This is a genomic window from Echinicola strongylocentroti (genome assembly GCF_003260975.1).
Classification (GTDB): Bacteria; Bacteroidota; Bacteroidia; order Cytophagales; family Cyclobacteriaceae; genus Echinicola; species Echinicola strongylocentroti.
Window position 1 is genome coordinate 804,881 of record NZ_CP030041.1, and the last position, 19,616, is coordinate 824,496.

14 protein-coding genes are annotated in these 19,616 nt (G+C 43.7%); 5 read left to right on the forward strand and 9 right to left on the reverse strand.

Going from position 1 to position 19,616, the window contains the following annotated elements; all coding sequences use genetic code 11:
• Positions 1 to 19: 19 nt before the first annotated feature.
• Positions 20 to 166 carry a hypothetical protein gene (locus tag DN752_RS24340; protein WP_162633084.1) on the reverse strand — a complete coding sequence of 49 codons (147 nt, stop codon included), beginning with the start codon at positions 164 to 166 and terminating at the stop codon, positions 20 to 22.
• 482 nt (positions 167 to 648) lie between these two features.
• On the opposite strand from DN752_RS24340, the gene DN752_RS03070 reads away from it, so the two are divergent.
• Together DN752_RS03070 and DN752_RS03075 are read left to right on the forward strand one after the other, a co-directional pair.
• Entirely contained in the window at positions 649 to 1,932 is a 1,284-nt protein-coding gene (locus DN752_RS03070; protein WP_112782619.1) for a DUF6600 domain-containing protein, read from the forward strand.
• A gap of 356 nt (positions 1,933 to 2,288) precedes the next feature.
• Entirely contained in the window at positions 2,289 to 2,468 is a 180-nt protein-coding gene (locus tag DN752_RS03075; RefSeq protein ID WP_112782620.1) for a histone H1, read from the forward strand.
• A gap of 78 nt (positions 2,469 to 2,546) precedes the next feature.
• Here DN752_RS03075 and DN752_RS03080 read toward each other — a convergent pair whose 3' ends face one another.
• The 4 genes from DN752_RS03080 to DN752_RS03095 form a co-directional block, all read right to left on the reverse strand.
• Positions 2,547 to 3,212: a 3-keto-disaccharide hydrolase gene (locus DN752_RS03080; protein ID WP_112782621.1), complete on the reverse strand. Its 666-nt coding sequence runs from the start codon at positions 3,210 to 3,212 to the stop codon at positions 2,547 to 2,549.
• Positions 3,213 to 3,286: 74 nt separating this feature from the next.
• On the reverse strand, positions 3,287 to 5,047 hold the full coding sequence (locus DN752_RS03085; protein WP_112786401.1) for a RagB/SusD family nutrient uptake outer membrane protein: 1,761 nt from the start codon (positions 5,045 to 5,047) through the stop codon (positions 3,287 to 3,289).
• An 11-nt stretch (positions 5,048 to 5,058) separates the two neighbouring features.
• Entirely contained in the window at positions 5,059 to 8,601 is a 3,543-nt protein-coding gene (locus DN752_RS03090) for a SusC/RagA family TonB-linked outer membrane protein (RefSeq protein ID WP_112782622.1), read from the reverse strand.
• A gap of 142 nt (positions 8,602 to 8,743) precedes the next feature.
• Positions 8,744 to 9,772, reverse strand: coding sequence for a FecR family protein (locus tag DN752_RS03095; RefSeq protein WP_112782623.1), 1,029 nt, complete (start codon positions 9,770 to 9,772; stop codon positions 8,744 to 8,746).
• A gap of 207 nt (positions 9,773 to 9,979) precedes the next feature.
• Between DN752_RS03095 and DN752_RS03100 the strand changes: the two genes are divergently transcribed.
• The 3 genes from DN752_RS03100 to msrB all read left to right on the forward strand — a co-directional run bounded on the left by DN752_RS03100 (position 9,980) and on the right by msrB (position 11,901).
• Positions 9,980 to 10,561, forward strand: coding sequence for an RNA polymerase sigma-70 factor (locus DN752_RS03100; RefSeq protein ID WP_112782624.1), 582 nt, complete (start codon positions 9,980 to 9,982; stop codon positions 10,559 to 10,561).
• A 217-nt stretch (positions 10,562 to 10,778) separates the two neighbouring features.
• The gene (gene msrA, locus DN752_RS03105; RefSeq protein WP_211324218.1) at positions 10,779 to 11,363 is read left to right on the forward strand and encodes a peptide-methionine (S)-S-oxide reductase MsrA; all 585 of its coding nucleotides are present in this window, start codon (positions 10,779 to 10,781) and stop codon (positions 11,361 to 11,363) included.
• 1 nt (position 11,364) lies between these two features.
• Positions 11,365 to 11,901 (forward strand): peptide-methionine (R)-S-oxide reductase MsrB, encoded by a 537-nt coding sequence (msrB, locus tag DN752_RS03110; RefSeq protein ID WP_112782626.1) that lies wholly within the window; start codon positions 11,365 to 11,367, stop codon positions 11,899 to 11,901.
• Positions 11,902 to 12,017: 116 nt separating this feature from the next.
• On the opposite strand, the gene DN752_RS03115 is transcribed toward msrB, so the two are convergent.
• The 4 genes from DN752_RS03115 to DN752_RS03130 form a co-directional block, all read right to left on the reverse strand.
• Positions 12,018 to 13,472 (reverse strand): sulfatase, encoded by a 1,455-nt coding sequence (locus DN752_RS03115; protein WP_112782627.1) that lies wholly within the window; start codon positions 13,470 to 13,472, stop codon positions 12,018 to 12,020.
• A gap of 49 nt (positions 13,473 to 13,521) precedes the next feature.
• Positions 13,522 to 15,009: a RagB/SusD family nutrient uptake outer membrane protein gene (locus DN752_RS03120; RefSeq protein ID WP_112782628.1), complete on the reverse strand. Its 1,488-nt coding sequence runs from the start codon at positions 15,007 to 15,009 to the stop codon at positions 13,522 to 13,524.
• Between the two features lie 13 nt (positions 15,010 to 15,022).
• Positions 15,023 to 18,439: a SusC/RagA family TonB-linked outer membrane protein gene (locus DN752_RS03125; protein ID WP_112786402.1), complete on the reverse strand. Its 3,417-nt coding sequence runs from the start codon at positions 18,437 to 18,439 to the stop codon at positions 15,023 to 15,025.
• Between the two features lie 116 nt (positions 18,440 to 18,555).
• Positions 18,556 to 19,551 (reverse strand): FecR family protein, encoded by a 996-nt coding sequence (locus DN752_RS03130; protein ID WP_162633085.1) that lies wholly within the window; start codon positions 19,549 to 19,551, stop codon positions 18,556 to 18,558.
• Between the last annotated feature and the right edge of the window lie 65 nt (positions 19,552 to 19,616).

The window sequence follows — 19,616 nt, forward strand, 5'->3', positions numbered from 1 at the left end:
ACCTTGAAACACCCAACCACTATTGATTATACATCCCTATGCCAGTAAGGTAGTTGGACTCGTCTTTTGTGGTGGATAATCGACCACTGATGGCGGTAGACAGACTACAGCCGCTACTACTTAGCACCTGACTTAGACTATTGTGGATATTGGCAAGATTTCGCATAATCAAAAAACAATTTTACCAGATCGGCAATCACTAGCCTGTACCAATAAATTGTACCAGCGGAAAAATACTTATACAAACATATCATTCCCCCATTTGTTCGGTGGTTTCCGTCATCATTATTAAAGTTATAAAATTGACAATAAATACAAAACACTTATTTGTTTTTTATATTTTGTACAATCAAAAAGAACATTATTTACTAAAAAATACACCTATTAATTGTAATTTTTAACTAACTATCGAAATTAATTTAATTTCATATCATTACACGACATCCTTTAACAAATACTTCTGTCTCCCTATATCATTTTTATAGGTAAGTATAAAAATCAGTTGTTTTTAAAACTGTAAATCTATTTAGCAGGTTTCATTTTTACATATTCATCCAAATTGGAACGGTTTTAGCTACGATAGGAAGTAAGGCGATTGACCCCGCCCAACCCAACCAACCTATTATTAACTATTTAAACCGCAATAAAATGAATAAAGCAAGAAACTTAAGATGGACAGGTATATCGCTGGTTTTGTGGTTGGTATTAGCATTGAATTCTACTAACGCGCAAGCTGAAACCCCTAATGGAGTATCCTTCCAGGTCTTCTATGATGAACTCTCACCTTATGGTGACTGGGTCAATGACCCAAGACATGGTTATATCTGGCTGCCCTATGCCGATAGGGATTTCCATCCATATGGGACTAATGGACACTGGGTCATGACGGAATATGGTAACACTTGGGTATCCTATTATAATTGGGGATGGGCACCATTCCATTATGGACGATGGACGTATGACCAGTATTACGGATGGGCTTGGATTCCTGGCTATGAATGGGGACCTGCCTGGGTAAACTGGCGAACAGGTAACGGATATTATGGCTGGGCGCCATTAGGCCCTGGGGTATCCATTAATGTAAACGTGAGGATTCCAAGCTATCACTGGGTTTTTGTACCTAGGACCAGGTTTATGAACAGACACGTGTACCGCTATTACGCTCCGAACAGAAATGTGGTCAATATATATAACAGGACTACCATTATCAATAATACTGTAGTGCATAATAATAATCGCTATGTGGGCGGTCCAAGAAGAAGGGATATCGAACGCTATAGCAGGAGATCTGTGGATGTTTATCGCATCAATAATTCCCGAAATGCAGGCAGGACCAGTCTTTCGAGATCCCGAAATACCCTTGAGGTCTATCGACCCAATTTAAGGACTGCTAGAAATGACAGAAGGGCTACAGCAAGACCCTCTCAGGTAACGTCTCCAGAAAGGGCCAGGGCAAGCCGATCCAATGTGACCAGAGGTCGCTCTGGATATAATTCCCGAAATACGTCGGCGTCGCCATCAAGAAGCAACAATAGCCGAACAACCAATAAGGCGGTTTCCCCTTCCCGTAGGTCCACTAGCCCTACTTATGGCACGAGAGGATCATCCGGGACTAATAATTCCCGCAGCGCTACAAGTACTTCTAGAAGCAATAGTAAGACATATGAGCAACCATCCCGAAAGACCAATTCTCAGGCAAGACCAACAAGGTCTCCATCAAGTAGGGAAGCTGCACGCCCCTCTACATCGAGGAGCAGTACCTCTAGGTCTACCACTTCTCCATCGAGAAGCAAGAGCAGTTCTTCTGTAGGCAGAGGCAGCTCATCAAACGTCAGCAGATCGACTGGATCAACTTCTCGCAGCTCAAGCAGCAGAAGTAGCTCAAGCAGTTCTTCAAGAAGTGGAAGTAGTCGTTCGAGAGGAAATAATTAAAAAAAGCAATAGATTTTAATGTTAGGTGATAGATTACTGAAAAGTACGACCGGAAGTCTGGTCGTACTTTTTTAAGCTGCTAAAACAAGGACAGAGCGTTCCTCGAGCAGCCTCCACACCAATAACCATCAGACTATGAGTAAGTTAACTACAAAAACCAACAAAGAAGCAAAAAGGCAATTATAAACAGCCTTTATCACTAAAGTTAAATTTTAGTAAAAAACACCCCAAAAAGGGCAAATAAGCCGAATAAATCGATTAAATTAAATGCTAAATCTCGTGAAAGGGCTATTGAAAAATAAATAAACTCCCTATATTCACGTTTTTAATGACATAAACTTAAATAATTTAACACTATGAGCAGATTCACAGAAGTAAAGGAATTAGTTGATTCTCTAGAGGATGATTTCGAAAAATTCTACGAAAAAGGTAACAAAGCTGCTGGTACCAGAGTAAGAAATGGTATGCAAGCCATCAAAACACTCGCTCAGGACATCAGAAAAGAAGTTACTGACATCAAGAACTCCGGTAAATAATCCTATTTACCAATAGCATTAAAAAAACAAAAAGCCGCTGACTATCACGTCAGCGGCTTTTTTTTATGGGTATCAAGATCAAAGTTCCTTAATACTAATATTACGAAACTTCACCACTGACCCATGTCCAAGGAAACCAATATGACCTTTGGTACGCCTAAGCCCTGGATGGTCCTTACCGTCCAAGGCACCCTCTTCATTGGCTTTTGCTATATTTCCTTTGAGAATGGTGCGTCCATTTAGGACCACCTTTACTTTATCTCCTTTAACAATTACCTCCTCACTGTTCCACTCTCCCACAGGCTTCTGAAAACCCCTCTTGGCAGGAATAACACCATAAACGGATCCATGGTACTGATACGCGTGCAAATCAGCGTATTTCTCGGCAGAATTGTCCAAAATCTGAAGTTCCATGCCCACATAAGCAGCATCACCTTCCAATGGCGCCCTTATCCCCAAGCCATTGTTGGCCCCTGGTGTAAGCAAAAACTCAAACTTTAAGTGAAAATCCTGATACTCCTCTTCTGTGTATAGGTTTCCCTTCCCTCCTCTGTCAGGCCTAATGACCAGCACACCATCTTCCACGATATAATCGGTCTTATTCCCCACCCAACCACTTAGGTCCTTTCCATTGAAAAGGCTTTTAAAAGTGCTCTTTGGGATAATACCAGCCGTTAAAATTAGTGCGCTGCAAATTAATCCTACGATCAGGTATCCTTTGCTGTGATTTGATTTACTGTTCATTGTTATTGGTTTATGTATAAAACATCAGGAACAATATTACCATAAAGTGCAATCATTACTAGCATAGCGAGCAATTATTCCAATGTAGGATCGAATGTACCTCCCCAGCCTTCATTTTGCTCCAAGCTTGGATTTCGATCCAGTACGGCTTTTTGAATAGGGAAGAAATAATAGGTCTCAGGCAAGACACTTTCTTTCACACCAGATCTCGGCACCTGTAAGACAGAATATTTAAAGTCCTCCTCTACCAATTCATAGTCATTAGCCAATGCCCTGGCCTCTACCAAAGGCATCTCAGCACCACCTTCTTCCACCGCAATGGATTCTACCCCATGTTTAGTAGTCCCGTCTAATCTGTCCAACAACCGGAGCCTTCTCAAATCCCAAAACCGGTGGCCTTCAAAACAAAGCTCAATATTACGCTCTGCCAAGATCACTTCGCGCAGCTCATCCCTATTGGTAGCCTGAATACCGAAATTGCCATCTGTACCCGCCTCGATTCCGGCCCTCTCGCGGATCTGGCGCAAGATCTCCATCGCAGTGGTCATATCACCCGTCTCATTAGCAGTCTCTGCATAGTTCAGCATCACCTCCGCAAAACGCATCAGCACATAATCAAGATCGTACTGCTGTACTTCGGCTTGGGTAAGGTCCAACAGGCTGTTTTTAAGGATAAAAAAGCCTGTATACCGGTCCAAATTAGTGGAGTTCGTTTGAGCTGCAGGGTTGACGCCAAAATCATCCAGCTCATGAGCTATACCCAATGCCGTATATTGGCGCTTATCGACTTTCCCAGACACTCCATACGGCTTTCCGGCCCATACGATGGACTTATCAAATCTTGGATCCCGGTTTTCCCAGTAATTTTGTAAAAATGCTTCATCGGACATATAGTATGCTCCGCTAGGATCATTGTATAATTTTCCATCTTTCATCGGAAACTCCTTGATGAACTCCCAGGTAGGACAGGCAGAAGCCGGCCCCCTGCTTTCGGATCCCGGACGGACACCATGATCCCAAGCAGCTGTTTTATTGGGGTAGCTATTGATCACTGAAAATACCACTTCACTGTTTCTTTCCTCCAGTGCCACATTACTATAATCATCCACCAACATGTACCCCTGCTCCATCATCGTTTCATACGCCAGCTTATTGGCCTCGTGAGCCTCCTGCCAGTAAGTATTATCAAAGGGATTGGAAGGATTGAACTGCGGTGAGGCTTTGTACAGAAGCACTTTTGCCTTAAAGGCCAAGGCAAAGTTTCCGTCTATTTTACCGTAGTCTGAACTGGAAGACGCTATGTGCGCTGGAAGCAGGTCGATCGCTTGGTCCAGGTCCTCCACCATGAAATCAAAGCACTCCGCAGAACTATTTCTCGCCACGTACAAATCATCCTCATATCGATCCTGTGGCACTTTGATATACGGGACACCTCCATGGTACATGACCATTTCGAAATAAGCATAGGCACGCATAAAAAGCGCTTGCCCCATCACCTCGTCTTTAATTTCCTGTGGCAATGTCCCCGTTTGCACATCTTGGATGGCCTGATTGATCAGCCGAACCTGCTCATAATCCCAGCTCTTGAAGTTTCCATTGGAGATGGTGATCTGATCCTCGTACCAAACGATTCCTGCTATTTGCTGACTGGTACGGTCGGCACCGGTATTCCAGTTTCCAAACATCCCGTACAAATTGGCCAAATAAGCATTGGCCAACCTCTCGTCATTCCACACTTGCTCGGGATCATAATTATTGATGTTCTCTATCTCCAGCACATCAGCGCATCCCGTCATCCATACCAGTATTGTCAGTGTATATATGATCTTCTTCATCGTATTGCTCATTAAAATTTAACATTCAAACCAACTGTAAGCGATTTCATGAGAGGGAAAGAATCATAGTTCTTCTGCTCGGGATCATGAAACTCCTTCATATCAGAAATAGAAAACAAATTGGTCCCATTAAAGAACACTTGGGCACTGGCCACGTTTACGCTATTCACCCAAGATTGAGGGAGATTATAGGCCACGTTGAGGTTTTTGAGCCTTAAATAGGCGCCATTTCTGATCCAAAAGGAAGTGGAGCCTGTTCCGGACTCATACCAGTTGTAGCCAACGGGTCGGGGGTATTGTGCGTCTGGATTATCGGGTGTCCATACGTCATCTGCCCAGATGGGGTAATAAGGACGAATGGTACCACCATGCTGCCTCATTCCGGCACCTTCTTGGTTACTGATGATCCTATCGTAGACACCTACTCCCTGAAAGTGCGCATTGACAGAAAAGTTGTTCCAATCGACATTAAACCCAAACCCATAATTTAACCTTGGCGCAGCATTATTGGAAAGCAACTGGAAATCGTTGCCATCGATTTTGCCGTCAGGCCCTTCCGAAAAACCATCTCCACGCACATCCTCAAAATACAATCCTCCCAAATAAGGATCACGACCATATTGCTTAAAGCCCGCTTCCATCAACTCATCCAACTGCTCTTGACTACGGATGATCCCCAAGGCCTTCAGGCCAAAAATCCGATCGGCAGGCTGCCCAATCTGGGATTCCGATGCTCGGTTACCGCCATCTTGGAAGATCGGGTTCTGATCGAGGACATCCCACTGGTCCCTTGAATACCCTAAGTTGCCGTAAAATGAATAATCCAGTTTTCCTTCCGCTGCCACGTCTCTCCACATAAGGGAAAGTTCGCCTCCCTTCCAGGAGCGGGCAGCATAGTTCTCTGGCGCGAGGGATTGGCCATAATTGTCCGGCAAGGTCACCAATCGGGAGCCAAGAATATTTTCTTCTTTCTTGTAAAAAACATCTAACGATCCCGAAAGTCTGGTATCGATCAGCTCAAAATCCACCCCAACATTATACGTCGTCGAGGTAGCCCAGGTCAAGTAAGGGTTCGGCGTATCCCCAGGTGCAATGCCTCGGTACAGGTCATCTCCAAAAATATAGCTGCCGCTATTTCCGTACGTTTGGAGATAAGAGAATGGGGTGATCCTATTGCCGTTTACATCCAGGTCATTTCCTGTCGTTCCCACGGAAGCACGTAATTTCAAATCACTTAACCAATCGGCTTTGTTCATAAATGGCTCGTCTATGATCCGCCAAGCTGCCGATACGGAAGGGAAAAAACCCCACCTCTTGTCATCGGGAAAGAGCGTATTGCCATCGTACCGAAAACTAAACTCCGCAATGTACTTCTCCGAAAAGTTATAGTTTACCCTTCCTATAAACGATTGACGGGCCACCGCATTTTCATTGATATAGCCATTGCCATCATTTTCGTAGCCTGATCCATACCGCATCTGGGCATCCGTAGAATACACAAAATCCTGGTCATAATCCGTCACAGGGTCCTCTGCTTTAGCATACGCACCATATAGCCCCCGTTCAGCCTGTTCAAAAACAGCCATCGCATCGATGCTATGCTTTCCAAAGACCTTGGAGTAATTCAAGAACCAATCAAACTGATAGCTCCATGCAGTATTGATGTCATAACTTAAAAACTCCTGGTTTTGGCTGAAGGTAAACACATTGGTTTTATTGGGATCTGGAGGCGCTGGAAGGAACCTGTTTCCATCTGGATCTGCCTGATTAAATACATAATTGGTCTGGAAGGTGAGGAACTTCTTACGCATGAAATCCTCCGCCAAATAATTCCCCACCACCTTGGTAGTAAGTCCCGGTACCAAATCTTCCAAATCAATGTCCAAAGTAAGGATATTGTTCAGCTGCCGCTTTCGTGTCTTGATATACCTATTGCCTACGATTTGGTCAATCACACTCCAGGCCAGCCAACTGCCCATGGGAGTCTGTACGGGATAGTCGGTCACATAATTGGCGGGTGTACCATCCTCTTCCAAATAATAAGGATATACCTTCGGCCAGTTAAAGGTCACCCGATACAAGTCCGACACATCATAATCATCATCTCCGGAAAATGGCCAGTAAAAGCGATCGTGGTTTTGCTGGTTAGCAGATATATTGACTCCTAATTTTATTCGGTCCGAAATCTGTGCCGTGACATTAGTCCTAAGATTAAACTTACCATGCTCAAGGCTTTTATAAGCCCCTTCCTCTCCCCGATAGCTCAAAAGGGAATAATAAGTCAGTTTATCACTTCCTCCAGCCACACTCAGGGAGTAGTTTTGGCTCCAAGGGTTTTGCCAGATGAAGTCGTTTACGTTATAGCTCCGGTCACTAAAGTAAGCAAACTCTTCTTCGCCGTTGGGCGGGGCTGTTCCCCTATATTCCGCTACCCTGTTTTGATAGATCAGCTCATCCGTGGCCGTAGTCTGGTCCGAAAGCAGTTCCATGGTAGGCGAAAAGAACGCATAGGAAGTCTGGAAATTGAACATGGGCTTTTGTTTCGTACCACTTTTGGTAGTTACCAGCACCACACCATTGCCCGCGCGGGAACCATAAATAGAAGCCGTAGCGGCATCTTTCAAAAAGCTGATTTGATCCACCTCTTGTGCTTCCAAAGCATCAAAAGCAGTCTTATCACGTACTATCCCATCGATCACATACAACGGATCACCAAAACTCCCTCTGATCCTGATAGAAGAAGTCGAGCCGGAAAGCCCCGAGGTCCCCGTCACATTCACCCCCGGAGCACGCCCTGCCAAGGTATTGGAAAGGTTATTGGTGGGTATCTGGGTGAGGTTATCGGTTTCCACTGCGGTGATGGCACCGGTAATATTTACCTTCTTCTGACGGCCATAGCCCACGACCACAAATTCTTCCAGTGACTTGGTGTCCTCTGCTAGCGTGATATCAATTACGCTTTTGCCTCCTATGGAAACGGTCTGTGTAGCGTATCCTATAAATGAAAAGATTAGCGACCCGCCTTCGGGTGCCATGATGGTGTAGTTACCGTCTATGTCCGTCACGGTCCCTGTGGTCGATCCCTGAACGGTGACGGTCACACCGGGAATGGGCAACCCACTTTCGTCCACGATGGTACCGGTAACTTTTACATCGGCTACATTCACTTCTTCCAGCGCCACAGTGGTGTCCACCCCCTTCTTTCCTACATAGATTACATTATTGATTCTTTTGAACTTCAGGTCGACGTCCATCGAGATTTGTCTCAGCACATTTCCCAGGGACACTTCTTCTTGGACTGAATGGTGGAGCTGACGCTTGCGCACGTCCCCCCGCCTATAGTTAAAACGGAAATCTGTTTCTTTCTCTATGAGCTTAAAAATCTCTTCTACCGAGACTTCGCTCCCATTGAGGGATACATATACCTCTTCCAGGCTGGTCTGTCCACTGGTCTCGCCAGCCAACAAACTGCTCAGGAAAAGGCACTGAATGAGCATACCGAAAAAGGCGTACTTTCCCACGGTCACAATTTTTTTTAGTAACTTTGATTTCATACTTAAGTTGTTTTATGGATAAATAATTGTCTGTGAAACAAGCGGATCATTGGGCTAGCTGGACGACCAAATACAGCTATGCCCGATGGTCTTTTTGTTTGTGGTAAAGGTGATTTTCTATTTCATTGGCAGTTATTTTTGCTTAATAGATAATTACATTATTGTTTTCTATCCGAAACTTGAACTCGAAAGTAAAGCCCAGTCCCTCTAGGATTTGTTCTAACGATTGCTGCTCAAATTTTCCTGTGAAATCTTTCCGGCTTGTAAAGCCCTTACGTATCTCAAACTCTACTCCAAACCACTTGGTCAATACTTCCACTACCTCCTTAAAACCCGCTGCCTTAAAACTGATGACGTTGTCCTTCCAGGCAAACATTTCGTCATATTGAACCCTGTTTTTTTTCATGCTTCCTTCGATGGAAGAATAGCTGACAGCTTCCATAGGCAGCAGTAAGTAACTTAGCTCCTCTCCACTATTTTGGGCTGACACTTTTACCTTTCCTGTCAATACCCCTACCTTGGTTTGGTCCGAATTGGTAAGCTCCTTTATCACAAAGGATGTCCCTAGCACCTTGGTCACTGTACGGGGAGTTTTGACGACAAAGGGCCTATTCTCATCCCTTTCCACATCAAAAAATGCCTCGCCTTCCAAGTAAACCTCCCGTACAGTATCCCCAAAGTGATTCGGGAAAATCAACTTACTGCCTGCGTTCAGGTGCACATGACTTCCATCTGCAAGGGTGAGCTTTAGTTTTTGACCGTATTCGGTGGTTTTGGTCACCATTTTTGGAGTCACCTGCTGTTTCTTCTCTCTCTCTTTCGGACTACCGTGTTGGAGAATAAAGAAAGAAACTGCGGCCACCATGCTGATCATCGCTGCCACCACATACCACATCTTTTTCTTTTTATCCTTAGCCCTACGATCTGTTCTCACCTGGGCAATATTTATATTTTTAAGTGCTTGCTCCTCTTTGCTAATTTGAGCTGCTATTTTTTCAAATAGCTTTTTGCTATCCACCATCTCCTCCGCTCCTGCCTCTGGTTCGAAATCATCCAGCTCAGCTTCCAATTGCTGCTTACCTGTTTCTGAATTTATCCAAACCAAGACCATATGCACCTCTTCTGGAGAACACTTTCCTGCAAAAAATTTCCTTAACAATGATGAATCCATTGACTATTCTTTCTTAGTAATACGCCATGCACTTGACTTCCCCCTAATGAAGATGACATTATTTTAAAAATTTCCCTTCACCAATGTTCATTAATAATATAATTTATTTTTCCTTAGTTTACTCAAAAAAATAACTTTCAATACCTATATTACAGTATATTTTAAAACTATAGCCACTTTCATTTACTATAAAATTAGGTAGAATTGATGGACACCCTTATCAATGATATAGCACTTAAAATCAAGGACAATGACAAAAATGCTTTTTATGAGCTCTATCAATTATTCCATGAAAGGATCTACCTTTTTTGTATCCATTATGGTCTAAAGGCCGTGGATGCAGAAGAAATCACACAGGATGTATTCGTAAAACTATGGACCGCTAGGCAGAAAATTGATCCTACAAAATGCCTTAAAGCCTATTTGTTTACCATTGCAAAAAATACCATGCTGGATATGTTCAAAAAACAAATCAGGCAAAAAGCTACCAGAACTTACCAAATGCAACTTATACTCCCGGTAAACACCACCCAAAACACCTTGGAATACAATGAATTGATGGGATTGGTAGAAAAAACCCTTACCTGCCTGCCCGAAAGGCGGAGGAGGGTATTCGAAATGTCCCGGTTACAGGGACTTTCCCATAAAGAAATTGCTGCCCAATTGGGCATCTCCACCAAAACGGTCGAAAATCACCTGACCCTGGCACTACAAAACTTCCGAGAGGTATTTCAAGATGCCCAAATTATGTCATTGGCCCTACTGACCCTTTCCCTATCCTATTCTTGAGCTCAAAAAACAACGATAAAATAAACCTTTTCCATTTTCCAAACATGCATTCTGACTGATAACCAAAACGGGAAATTGATTGGTAGTTTTTTGTCGTTTTCAAACCATTTGGGGGCAATTCCTCGTATTAAACTGTGGACAGGTGATAACAACCTGCCGTTTTAATCATTCACCCAAAACTACAATGAAATACTTCCTATTCTCCATAATTGCACTAATGACAGCATTTGGTTCTTTACGGGCGGCGCCTGACATGACTGCTTCATCCGATACAGCTACCTTTGCTGCGGGATGTTTCTGGTGCGTCGAGGCGCAGTTTTTACAACTTGAAGGCGTATCCAAGGTAGTCTCAGGCTATACGGGTGGTCATGTGGCCAACCCAACCTACAAGGCGGTATGCACGGGCAAAACCGGACATGCCGAAGCCATTTCTATCGTTTATGACCCTGAAGTGATCACGTACGATGAGCTATTGGAAGCGTTCTTTGTAGCGCATGACCCCACGCAACTAAACCGACAGGGAAATGATGTGGGCACCCAGTATAGAAGTGCGATATTCTACCATTCTGCCGCACAAAAAGAAAAGGCCGAATACTATATCAATAAACTCGATGAAGAAAACATCTATCCCAAAAAAATTGTTACGGAAGTAGCTCCCATGGAAAAATTCTATGTAGCGGAGGATTACCACCAGAATTATTACAACCTCAACAAAGAGCAAGGCTATTGCCGCTATGTCATTACTCCTAAGTTGGAAAAATTCCAAAAGGTGTTTAAAGATAAACTGAAGGAAGGAAAATAATATGAAACGAATACTGATGATCGGTGTCCTGCTGACAGCCATTATTGGGTGTAGCAAAGGCCAAAGTAACCAAACCCAAGGCACCCAAAAAGAGAAAGCCGACAACCCCTACTACTCCCGGACAGACACCACTTCACTGGATGTTTCGGACGCGGAATGGAAAAAAATCCTGCCGCCGTTCCTTTACGCAGTTGCAAGGGAAGCGGCAACAGAAAGGGCTTTTACGGGCCAATATTGGGACGCTGACACCAAAGGCACTTATTACTGCGCAGTATGTGGCAATAAATTGTTTCTCTCAGAGGCCAAATTTGAAAGTGACTGTGGATGGCCAAGCTTCTTTGAGGCTGTACGCAAAAACAGCGTGATCTACAAAGAAGACAACTCCCACGGCATGAACAGAATAGAAGTACTCTGTGGCAGGTGCGACTCCCACTTGGGACACATCTTTAACGATGGCCCACCTCCCACCCATAAGCGATTCTGTATGAATTCTATCTCCCTGGATTTTGAACCATTGGGGACGGTGGGGCTGAACTAGCGCTATGAATAATTACTTCTTTATAATCAGGCTGTCGATATCCCTCCTCTCGTTGTAACAGTCTTTTCTGGCCCATTTCGGAGACACCTGATTTCGACTATTGGGACAGCCTGATTTTATTGTTTTTCAACTGGCATTTTTGCATCTGTTTTTTCCAGCCAAACGGTTAACTTTTGCTTCAATTCATCCGCTAGCTCATTTCGTTCAGCGATAAGATTATATTTTTCAGATAAATCAGCAGAAAGATCATATAATTCATCCTCGGTACCATCATAATAGTGGATCAGCTTAAAGTCTCCCGACCGGATAATGGAATAAGGAACTACGTCCACTCCGCGATAGTGGGGAAAATGCCAGAACAGATCGCGGCTATACGTTTTTCCAGGGTGATTGATCATTTCCAGTAGGTTTACACCATCCCAGTTATCTTCAGCCACTTCGCCATCCACATAATTTAGAATCGTAGGAATAATATCCATGGTAATCATAGGAGATGCCGTTTCTTTTCCTTGGGGTATTTTACCAGGCCATCTCATGATGGTGGGCACCCTTATCCCTCCTTCGTAGGGGTATCCTTTTTGGGACCTCAGCGGTGTATTATTAGTGATAAGGTGGGATGGATTACCCATAAGCCCTCCATTGTCAGAAGTAAAAATCACTAGTGTATTTCCACTGATCCCTAAACTATCCAAGGTCGCCACTACTTTTCCCACATTTTCGTCGAGGCTTTTGACCATGGCTGCATAAACAGGGTTTTGCTGATCTCCTGGCTCTTTGGATTCATAATCACTGACCAAATCAGCTTTTCCCATTAATGGGGTATGCACGGTATAGCTGGCCCACTGTACGAAAAATGGCTTGTCTTTATTTTCTTGGATAAAACCCACCAATTCATCTCCTTCTCTATCAGTAAGGTACTCACCTTCTTTTCTCGGAGCCAAATTAGGAATGATATATTCCTCATTTCCATTGAATGGCTTATAGGGATCAAAGTAACTTGGCGGTTGTCCTAGATCACAGCCTCCTATATTCACATCGAACCCTTGATGTTCAGGAAAGTATTCATCAGGCCCCAAATGCCACTTACCAATATGAGCGGTCTTATAACCTCTGTCTTTTAAAAGCTCTGCAATCGTCACTTCTGACAATGGCATATAAAGGTAGTTTTTGGGTGTTTTCAAGGGTTTATCGCCATTTTCATCATAGCCTTGGGGATTTTGGCCATCCGGTGGTATGATTCCTCCTTGAAACCTAGCCCTAATCCAGTCCGTAATACCTGTCCTCGAAGGGTATTTACCAGTCATCATTGCAGCCCTAGTAGGCGAACAAATGGCTGCAGCAGCATACGAATTGGTAAATCTCAGTCCCTCACGTGCCAGTGCATCGATATGTGGGGTATCGTAAAAATCACTCCCAAACGCTCCCACATCCGTCCAGCCAAGGTCATCGACATGAATCAAAACGATATTGGGAAGGGAATCGCTAGCTCCAGTTTCCTCAGTTGTAGCTGATTGTTTGGAACATGACGATCCGACCATCAGCAATACGATAACAATAATATAGTTCTTCATAGTATTTTATAGTCAAAGGTGGGTGATATGCCCACCTTTGATTGATTATTTAGTAGCCAGGGTTTTGTTCTAAGTTTGGATTGGTATCTATTTGCTGTAGTGGAATGGGATAGAGAACTTGGTGTGGTTTGGCATCATAACCTCTGCCTTGGGCACTTAAAATAAATTTGCCATGACGGATCAAATCCTCTCTTCTCAGCCCTTCGCTGTAAAATTCCCTACCTCTTTCTTCAAGAATAAAATCCCTCAAAGCCTCTTTGGAAGGAAAATCGGACGGGGAAATTTCCCTGGCATTTACACGGTTACGAATTTCATTGATCAGGCCGATGCTTTCCTGGTTTGGCCCACTAACCTCATTTAACGCTTCTGCCCTTGACAAAAGCACATCTGCATACCGGATATACACAATATCGTTTCCATGGGATTCTCCTATGGCATCCGGATCCGGCCAATACTTAAAGCTCCTTACATTGTCCAAAGCTGTCCCGTCCTCTCGCTCTACAAGCTCTACGGGATCACCGGAAATGTTGGTATATTCCGTCACGAAAAGATCCCTCCTTAGGTCTTCTTCGCCAAAGGTTTTGTAGAAAGCGGTGTAGGTCCTGAACTGCGCACCATAATTGGCCCAAGAGTCCAAAACAGGATATCCAGGAGGAAATGCATGTGCCATATAGTTGTTTTGGTAGCCCGACTGTGGTAGGCATGGAGCCCTGAAAACGTATTCTTTGTTTTGCTCTCCATCCACAGAGAACAATTCTTCATAATCATCATACAATGCATAATACCCTAAATCAATCACTTCCTGAGCGGTAGCGGCTGCCATCTCCCAATTTTTGTCGTTCAGGTACAGCTTCATCAGGTATCCTAGTGCGGCTCCTTTGGTGGCCCTACCTATCAAGGTTTCTTCCGTAGGCAAGTTAGCTGCTGCAAATTCCAAATCAGCTATTACATAATTAAAAAATGCTTCTTTTGTAGCCCTCGGAGTGCTTTGGCCGATTTCCTCAATCTCTTCAGGGCTGGCACCTTCGGGAATTTCGATAATCGGTGTAGGGCCAAATAGGTTGTAGAGATAATAATATGCCGATGCACGGATAAACCTGGCTTCTCCAATAATGGCATTCAATTCTGCCTCAGGTAAGTCCGTCAGGTCATTGGCCACGATCAGTACCGTGTTGGCACTGGCTATGGCTGCGTACATTTTGTTCCATTGGCCATTTAGGATGCCATTGTTTACCGGCCAAGAAAACTGTATAAACGGAGCGGCCACTGCTTCTAGCCCCCCGCCAGTTTCGAATGAGACATCCGTACAAAACTCATTGAGCAAATAGGTATAGTTCCTATGATCATAGGAGATAATCCTCGACCTAGCATAAGCACCGGTAAGCAGTGCATCCACCCCTGATGGGTCCTGAAGGAAGCTATCAGGATCATACTGGGTATACACTTCTTCTTCCAAAAATCCCATGCACCCTGTAAAGCCCGCAAGCAATATAAGTGCTATCATTCGATTGATATATTTTCTATTTAGCGTTTTCATTAGTTGCGTTTTTTTAAAAGGTTACATTCACTCCGAACCGTACTGTTCTGCTGAGCGGGTAGCTATTATAACTCACCTTGGAAACATTACTTGCTCCCGAGGCACTGGCATCTGGGTCAAACCCTTCAAAATCGGTTATGGTCAATAAATTGTCCCCAGCCACATAAGCATTAACGTTGCTAAACACCTTGTTTCCTTTGAGTGGAAAATTATACCCCAATGTTACCGTCTTCAGTCGGAAAAACGATGCATCTTTTACTGTCATCGAATTGATCACAAAGTCCCCTCCATAGGCAGTAGGGTTTACACCACTTGGATACTCATTAGTGGGGTTTTCTGGTGTCCATCTGTTAAGAAGGTATTCGGAGATACGGTTTCTGTATTCGTTAGTGGGATATAATGATTCGGTTACATTGGCATCCAGTGTCTGTATCCCATTCACCCATTGCATAAAAACATCCAGTGACCAGTTTTTATAATTCAAGGTATTGCTAAACCCTAACGTAAAGTCAGGAAAAGGATCCCCCAGCACTACCCTATCCTCTAAATCTATCGCTCCATCATTGTTTTGGTCCTTGAACTTTATATGTCCAGGAGCTGCATTTGGCTGGGCAGAGTTTTCTATATCATCATCTAACTGGAAAATCCCTTCCGTCTCAAAACCGTAAAATGAGCGCATTGCCACTCCTTCACGAACTAGTAAAAAGTTATTAATGAAGGTCCCTATATTACCTGAAATGATTTCAGGAATAAAATCGGGCAACTCGGTCACCTCATTCTTCAACAGTGAAAAATTAAGCGTAGAACTCCATTTGAAATCATTGTTTTGGATATTGACTGAATTCAGCATAAAATCAATTCCTGAATTTTTGGCAGATCCGAAGTTCACCAAAATATTGGTAAAGCCTACCACCGACGGAATGGGCTTACTGAAAATCTGGTCTTTGGTCGTTCGGATATAATAATCGATGGACCCGTGTACCCGGTCATTGGCGAAACCAAAATCAAGGCCAAAATTAATCTCTTCGGTAGTTTCCCATTTTAAGTTTGGATTGGGCAACCGTGCCGGAACTACCCCTTGATAAATAGCATCTCCAAAAACGGCACTTCCACCAGCTACCAATGTCTGGATCGTACTGAAATTGGGCACTCCCTGATTCCCAAGCTGACCATACCCTAGCCGCAACTTTGCCGTACTCATCGTGTTGGCTATTGGCTTAAAGAAGGGTTCGTCAGTAATCCTCCAAGCAAAAGCCCCTGAAGGGAATATTCCGTACTTATTAGTGTCAGAAAACCTGGATGTACCATCTGCCCTGATGGAAGCTGTAAACAAATATTTACCTTTCAAATCATAATTTACACGCCCCAAAAAGCCATTGAGACGGTTCCTGTTTCGAGACGAGCTCACATCGTCTCCATTGTCTCCATCTCCACTTTGGAGTAAGTCAGCAAAGGTCACATCGGACAAGAAATCCCTTGAACTGGCATTGACCCCTACCGTTAGAAATTCTTCAAAAGTGGCCCCTGCCATTAAGTTCAAATGATGGTCTTCATTGAATTGCTTATCGTATTTCACCAAAAACTCGGCTAGCCACTGCACATAATCGGATGAATTTCTGGACCCGATCCCTCCATTGCTCCGACCGTTTAAGGTGGATCGATCTCTGTAATTGGAAGTCATTCCTGTGGCATTTGTCCCACCCAGTCTTACTGAACCAACTAAGCCTTTTATCGGCTCAAATTCCGTAGAAAATGTCCCATAAAACCGACTATCTAGGTTTTCCTGTGTTACACCATTGATCAGTGCCTGTGGATTGTCCAATGCGATAAAGTCATTGAGGTAATACCGGCCACTTCCATCAAGTCCTGCTGGTAAAGTAGGATCAAATTGAATGGCAGAATTAATGGGACCCGCATTTTCGTTTGCAGCATTTGAAAACAGAATGGCATTTTGAGTCGACCTAGTATAGTTGATATTGAACTTGAACCTCAAAAACTCCTTTGGCCTAAAGTCCAAATTGGTCCGTAAGTTCAGCTTTTTAAAGTTGGAGTTTTTCACTAACCCCTCTTGGTTAAAGTAGTTTAATCCAGCATAATAGGTGCTTTTCTCAGAACCTCCAGACATGCTGATTTGGTGGTTTTGCACTGGTGCGCGATCATTGAAAATCACATCCTGCCAGTTGGTTCCCTCTCCCATTTGTGAGACTTCGTCTTGTGTATAGATCGGGTCTCCTCCACCTTCTTCACGAATGGCATTTAATGTCTCCATGTATTGCCGGCCGTTGAGTACATCTATCCTTTTTGCCACCGACTGCACACCATAATAGGCATTGTATTTAAGGACAGGATCACCTTTTTTGCCACTCTTGGTGGTGATCAGCACCACTCCATTTGCAGCTCTGGTACCATAGATGGCAGCAGAGGATGCATCCTTGAGCACTTCAATAGAAGCGATATCATCTGGTGATAGGTCAGACGGATTGATTCCCGGGAGACCATCCACTACGATCAGCGCATCGTTATCTCCGTTGATTGATCCTGCCCCTCTTATTTGGATTTTTGTTTGGGCGCCGGGAGCAGAATTTGGTTGACTGATATTGACACCTGCTGCTCTACCATTGAGCAATTGTAGGGCATTGGAATTGGCCCCTTGGGTAAAATTATCTTCGCTCAAAGACACTACCGCCCCAGTGAGGTCACTCTTTTTTTGCACGCCATATCCCACGACCACCACCTCATTCAGTCCACTTAGGATTTCTTGCATGACCACATTGACCTCTGTCCGGTTTCCCACGGTTTCACGCGCTGTTTCATAGCCTATAAATGAAAACTCCAGCACAGCATCTCCATTTTCTACTTCTATCTGATAGCCTCCGTCAATGTCCGTAACGGTACCTTTTTGGGTGCCGATTATGCGTACATTGACCCCTGGAACTCCTGCAGGCTCTGCTGGTGAAGTTACTTTCCCCCTCACCATTATCGCTGCATCATCAGGAGATATGGGCCTCTGTTTCTTTGACGCCGTTGTTTTTATTTTTGGGGTAATGACAATACTGTTATCTATCTTCTGGTACTGCAAATCGGTGTTTTCCAATAGAAGATCCAAGGTCTTCTTGAGTGTCCTTCTTTCTGTAGAAATACTGACCTTATCGTATTCTTTTACATATTCCAATTTGTAAGAAAATCGATAAGGGGTATTGTCTTCTATTTTTTTAAAAGCCGCTATCAGTGGTTCATCCTCCAGCTCGATGGTTACAAACACATCATTCAGCCCCGGAATTTGATTACTAGCTTTGACAGGTTCGATGAGGAATACCGAAAGCATCAGCAACATCCAAAATGTCCAAATCTGCTTGTTTGAAACTGGCCAAACACTGTCTCGTTGGTCCATTTCGGGTACATAATTCGTCCCATGTAAAGTTAATTTCATAATTTTAGGTAGGTTTTTGTTAATAATATAATTGACAAATTCAACTCCATTTGGAGTCAGCTGTCCCGGCGGCATCCGGGGCGGCTTTTTCATTTAATTTTCGGTTATTTTTAAACTTAGAGGCACTTTTTTCCATCAAAATACACGGTACCGTCCTCTACTTTATAAGTGACTCCATTCAGCTTTGAGAGGACTTCAAGTACATGATCCAGGGATTCTTTTCCAGAGAACTTGGATGTAAACCGACAGGTTTTCAGTCGTTCATTCTCAAATTTGAATTGCTTACCAAAGTGCTTTTCTAAAATGACTACAGCATCCTGAAAGGTGGAGTTTTCGAATATCAAATCTCCATTTCGCCAAGAACATAATGATGAGGCATCCACTTCGCTAAATGCAAATGCATCATTTTCCAAACTATATGAAATCTGCTGATTTGGTGTGATTGTCGCCATTCCTTCCTGTCTTTTCCCCACTCCTACTTTTCCAGTCCTCACTGTTACCTGTATATTTTGATCCTCTTTATAAGCTCGAACGTTGAATGAGGTACCCAAAACACGTGTCGTAACGCTTCCTGTCTTGACAGTAAAAGGACGGCCCTTATCTTCTTCTACCTCAAAATAAGCCTCTCCCGTTATCTCCACATTTCTTATGGAAAAAGTTTCTAAATACCTTATCTCGGAAGCAGCATTAAGCCATACCTTACTTCCATCTGGCAAAACCACCGGCACTACCTCTCCTATTTCAGCACGCCTGTATTGCCATTTCTCCTGTTCTTCTTTGTTGATTTCATTCCAGAACCAACCACCTCCCAATAATGACAACACCAAAATAGCCGCAATACTGCTCCACACCTTCCATTGCTTATTCCTTTTTCTCTTCGTTACCCTAAGATGACTCGTTTTGGTTTGATTGATTCTTTCTAAAAGTACAGCTGTATCATAAGGAGGCTTGGATATCCCCTCTTGGCTCCACGTCTCGGACATATCCTTCCCTATCAATTCCGAAATCTCAGGATCTTCCAATGATTCAAACAATTCGTCCATCTCTTCCGAGGAACACTTACCTGCTACGTAACTGCGCCACAGGGATAAAAACCGTTCTTTCTTATTCAACTTTTTACTGGTTGCTTTTAGGTAGGACGTCTCTCAACCGACAAGAGGACTAGTGACCTGTCCAT